Raw genomic sequence first — 4,069 nt, forward strand, 5'->3', positions numbered from 1 at the left:
CAGGGCGGGACCGATCGCCCCGCCGGCCCGGATCGCGGCACGTAGGTGCGCGGGCAGGAAAGCCGGAAGGTCCCGGGACAGGTGCGCGAGATTGCGCGCGGCGACCCGCGGATCCTCGGGCCGGATCACCCCGTCGATGAACGCGACCGTGAACTCGAGGCCGTGCGGGTCCTTCAGGACCGCGGCGAGCTGCTCGGCGCCGCGGTCCGGCGGGACCGTCGCGGCCTCGGCGATCCACCGTCGCACCAGGGCGACGGTCTCGTCGGCGAGCGAACCGCTGTGGATTCGGGGCTCGTGCGTGCTGTCGGTCATGGCAAACCTCCGCGTCCAGCACCATTGTGGCCGCAACGGCGCGAGGCGGTCGGTGTTGCGCTCATGTCCCACAACCTCGTGTCACACAACACCGGGTCGAAACGTCACACCTCCACGAGGACGAATCCGATTCGAGAAGGTGATTGTCATGCGAGTCTTCGTGGCAGGCGGATCCGGGGTGCTCGGCCGGCGGCTGGTGCCGCAGCTCGTGGCGCGAGGGCACCATGTGACGGCGACGGCGACCGGCCCCGGCAAATTGGATCTGCTCCGGCAGCTCGGTGCCGATGCGGTCGTGATGGACGGACTGGACGCGGACTCGGTGGCGGCGGCGGTGGCCTCCGCCCGGCCCGACGCCATCGTCCACCAGATGACCGCGATCTCCGCGGCGCACTCGGGTAAACCCGACATGAAGCACTTCGACCGGTGGTTCGCGACGATCATCCGGCTGCGCACCGAAGGCACCGATCACCTGCTGGCCGCGGCCGAGGCGAACGGCATGCCGCACGTCGTCGCACAGAGCTATGCCAGCTGGAACGGCATCCGCACGGGCGGATGGGTGAAGACGGAAGAGGATCCGCTGGATCCGGAGGAGGGGACGAAGGCGCGCCCGGGAGCCGACGCGATCCGCTACGTCGAGGACCGGGTCCTCGAGGCGGGCGGGGCGGCACTGCGGTACGGCGGGCTCTACGGTCCCGGCGCCAGCGACGACCAGGTCGAACTCGTCCGCAAACGGCAGTTCCCGCTCGTCGGCGGCGGCACCGGATACAGCTCGTGGGTGCACCTCGACGACGCGGCGAGCGCGACCGTGCTGGCGGTCGAACAGCACGCGAAGGGTGTGTACAACATCGTCGACGACGAACCCGCTCCGGCGGGGGAGTGGCTGCCGTACCTGGCCGCATGCGCGGGCGCGAAACCCCCGATGCGGGTACCGCGATGGCTCGCCCGGTTGCTGGCGGGTGACGTGGCCGTGACGATGATGACCGAGGGGCGCGGGTTCTCGAACGCCAAGGCCAAGCGGGAGCTCGGCTGGGAGTTGCGTTATCCGTCGTGGCGCCAGGGTTTCCGGGACGGTCTGTTCTGAAGGTGTTCACTTCTGTTCGCGCACTTCGTATTCGATCGATCCCGGTTTCGCCGGACCGCACCCGCCGAGCCCGGTGGGGAGGGCTGTCGGGAACATAACCGACCTCAGCTCACTCCTATCGATGAGTGCGCAAAGGCGAACTCGCATCGAGCGATTCGGAGGAGAAAGCGAACATGAGGAAGTTCCTTGCATCGGTAATTGTGGCGGCGGGTGCCACTGCCGCGATGGTTGCCGCAGCGCCGCTTGCGGCTGCGGGCGATCCGTTCGAAGGGCACTACGGGGGGTGCACCGGCGAATACGACGGTGAGTACTGCTGGACCGACATGGGAGTCATCCAGCACCTCGACCTCCCGTAGCTCGACGACGATCGCGGCACGAACGAGACCGTCGCGACACCGACCGACCCGGCACCGGTGACGCTGAACGACGTCATCGCCCGGTCGGGGTATTCGTCGGACCCGCCTGGCTAGTCGGCGATCGGGAGGGGACTGCGCAGCGCCTCCAGCGACGCGATCTGCTCGGGCGACCACGGCTGCGCCGCGGAGCGGCCGTCCCCGACCTGCACGAGCGTCACCGACATATCTGCCGCGAGTGACCCGCCCTGCTCGATTCCTGCCCGCAGCGTCACCGAGGTGGTGCCGATCCGCGTCACTTCGATGTCCAACTGCGCTTCCTCGGTGAACAGTTCGCGCGAGAAGTTGCTGTTCACGTTGACGACGACGATGTCCGTGACCGGATCGAAGCCGTCGAGCGTGTCGGCCAGCACACGGTTCCACGCTCCCGTCGCTGCTCTCAGCGCGCAGTAGTGCGGCACGTGCCGGCGGATATGCTCGGGCGCGTCCGCGGGCGCGTGGTTCTGCAAGGTGACGGTGACGCGAGCCATGTTCACGGACACTACCGAGCGTCGTGGAGCGCGGCCCGGGCAGGTCAGGACGGGCGCACGGTGAGCACCTGCGAGGCGGTGCCGATCGGCCCGTGGACGTCGTGGATGACGCTGCTCGTCAGCCCGAGACCGGTCGGCCCGAACGAGACGGTGGTGTCGAACCCGAGCCACTCGCCGCGCGGCTCGGCGAAGAAGTGCGCGGTCAGGTCGATATTGGGGAACGCGATGTCCTTCGGATGGGCGCGCACGGTCATGCCGTTGGCGATGTCGAGAAGACCCGCAGCCCCGGCAACCGCGCTGATGTCCTCACCGGCGACCAGGGGGAGCGGGGTGCGTACCCAGTACGACGCCCGGCCCGGCTCGACCTGCCGGCGGCGCACCTGCGCGGACTCGATGAATCCGCCGGGCCACAACGACGTCGGATCCCACTGCTCCATCTCCTCGGGCGGGGCGATCCGCGCGAGCGAGGTTCCTTCGAGTTCTGCGGTCGGGCGGGTCTGCATCAGCCAGGCGCGCAGACGCACGGCGGCGCGGCCTCCGTGCGCGAGGACTGCCTCGACGAGTTCGATGGTGCGCCCGGGACGCAGGACGGCGACCTGCACCTCGACCTCGTCGATGGGGAGCGTGCCCAGGATGTCGTAGGAGAGCCGGCCGATCGCAAGCCCGTCGTCGCGACGGGCGTCGCGGTCGAGTTCGACGGCGTGCGCCATCAGCCCGAGGGCCGGCGCGATGTGCTGCTCGTTCGTTTCCCACGCGCCGCCGACGTGATGCGTGGCCCGGAAGGTGGTCGGTCCGGTTCGTTCGAAATAGCTCATCGGCAACTCCTCGTGCGTTTGCTCCATGCAATCACGACCCGGCAGTTCCGGCCGGTTCGCCCCGACCGGCCCCGGCAGAGCCGGACCACCGCTAGGCTGAGGGGCGAATCCGTCCCGGTGGTACCGCCCGGCTCTGCGGTACGCGAACTCCGATGCCCAGGCGGTGATGCCGACATGAGTGAATCCTGTTCGCAGAGCAGGCCGAATCGGAAAGCCGGACAGCGCATCCGCAGCGTGTTCGCTCCACGTGCTGCCGTGGTGGCGACGTGCGCAGCGCTCGTGGTCGCCGGTTGCTCAACCGATTCCGAGCCTGCCACCGATTCGGAAACGTCGAACGGCTCGCCGGCCGCTGCGACCACGAGCGGGGAGGCGTCGACGGGATCGGCTTTGAACAGCATCGATCCCGCCGGATTCCAGAGCGTCGTCGACGCTGCTGCGAAGGAAATGCTCGTCCCGGGGGCGGTCGTTCTGCTGCGCACCCCGCAGGGACGGTTCGAGGCCGTCGTCGGTACCACCGAACTGGGTGCATCGACGCCGCCGGATACGGGTACGCATTTCCGGATCGCTTCGAATACAAAGACATTGACCGCGGCGTTGATCGTGCTGCTCGCGCAGGAGGGGAAGCTTTCGTTCGACGACCCGATCTCCGAGTACGTCCCGGAAACGCCCAATGGCGAGAACATCACCGTCGCCCAGCTGTTGACGATGCGCAGCGGTCTCTACAACTACACGGCCTCAACGGAATTGGCGGCGGCGATGGATGCGGATCCGGCGAAGGCCTGGACACCGCAGGAGGTCCTGGACATCGCGTTCGCGCAACCACCGGACTTCCCGCCCGGCACGGACTACGAGTACAGCAACACGAACTATGCGCTGCTGGGCCTGGTCGCCGAGGCGGCCGGTGGGAGTCCGCTGGCGCAGCAGTTCCAGGATCGCCTGTTCGGACCGCTCGGGCTGCAGCAGACTTCGCTACCCGCC

At 68.5% G+C, this 4,069-nt stretch carries 6 protein-coding genes; 3 read left to right on the forward strand and 3 right to left on the reverse strand.

Translation table 11 applies throughout. The annotated features are described in order from the left end of the window. A partial coding sequence (locus ACN675_RS28120) for a hypothetical protein (RefSeq protein WP_420753944.1) occupies positions 1 to 312 on the reverse strand: 312 nt, incomplete at its 3' end. A 148-nt stretch (positions 313 to 460) separates the two neighbouring features. Between ACN675_RS28120 and ACN675_RS28125 the strand changes: the two genes are divergently transcribed. After that, entirely contained in the window at positions 461 to 1,393 is a 933-nt protein-coding gene (locus ACN675_RS28125) for an NAD-dependent epimerase/dehydratase family protein (RefSeq protein WP_420753945.1), read from the forward strand. 173 nt (positions 1,394 to 1,566) lie between these two features. Beyond that, on the forward strand, positions 1,567 to 1,749 hold the full coding sequence (locus ACN675_RS28130) for a hypothetical protein (protein WP_420753946.1): 183 nt from the start codon (positions 1,567 to 1,569) through the stop codon (positions 1,747 to 1,749). A gap of 110 nt (positions 1,750 to 1,859) precedes the next feature. Here the strand turns inward: ACN675_RS28130 and ACN675_RS28135 are convergent, their stop codons facing one another. Then, positions 1,860 to 2,276, reverse strand: a complete 417-nt coding sequence (locus ACN675_RS28135) for a hypothetical protein (RefSeq protein WP_420753947.1) — start codon at positions 2,274 to 2,276, stop codon at positions 1,860 to 1,862. Between the two features lie 44 nt (positions 2,277 to 2,320). After that, positions 2,321 to 3,091: a thioesterase family protein gene (locus ACN675_RS28140; protein ID WP_420753948.1), complete on the reverse strand. Its 771-nt coding sequence runs from the start codon at positions 3,089 to 3,091 to the stop codon at positions 2,321 to 2,323. 387 nt (positions 3,092 to 3,478) lie between these two features. Here ACN675_RS28140 and ACN675_RS28145 point away from each other — a divergent pair. After that, on the forward strand, positions 3,479 to 4,069 hold a 591-nt coding region (locus ACN675_RS28145), incomplete at its 3' end, for a serine hydrolase domain-containing protein (RefSeq protein ID WP_420753949.1).

It is taken from the genome of Rhodococcus sp. O3, from assembly GCF_048897285.1.
Taxonomy (GTDB): Bacteria; Actinomycetota; Actinomycetes; order Mycobacteriales; family Mycobacteriaceae; genus Rhodococcus.

Coding starts and splice junctions, on each gene's coding strand:
- ACN675_RS28125 (WP_420753945.1), top strand. CDS start 461: ATGCGAGTCTTCGTGGCAGGCGGATCCGGGGTGCTCGGCCGGCGGCTG.
- ACN675_RS28130 (WP_420753946.1), top strand. CDS start 1,567: ATGAGGAAGTTCCTTGCATCGGTAATTGTGGCGGCGGGTGCCACTGCC.
- ACN675_RS28135 (WP_420753947.1), bottom strand. CDS start 2,276: ATGGCTCGCGTCACCGTCACCTTGCAGAACCACGCGCCCGCGGACGCG.
- ACN675_RS28140 (WP_420753948.1), bottom strand. CDS start 3,091: ATGAGCTATTTCGAACGAACCGGACCGACCACCTTCCGGGCCACGCAT.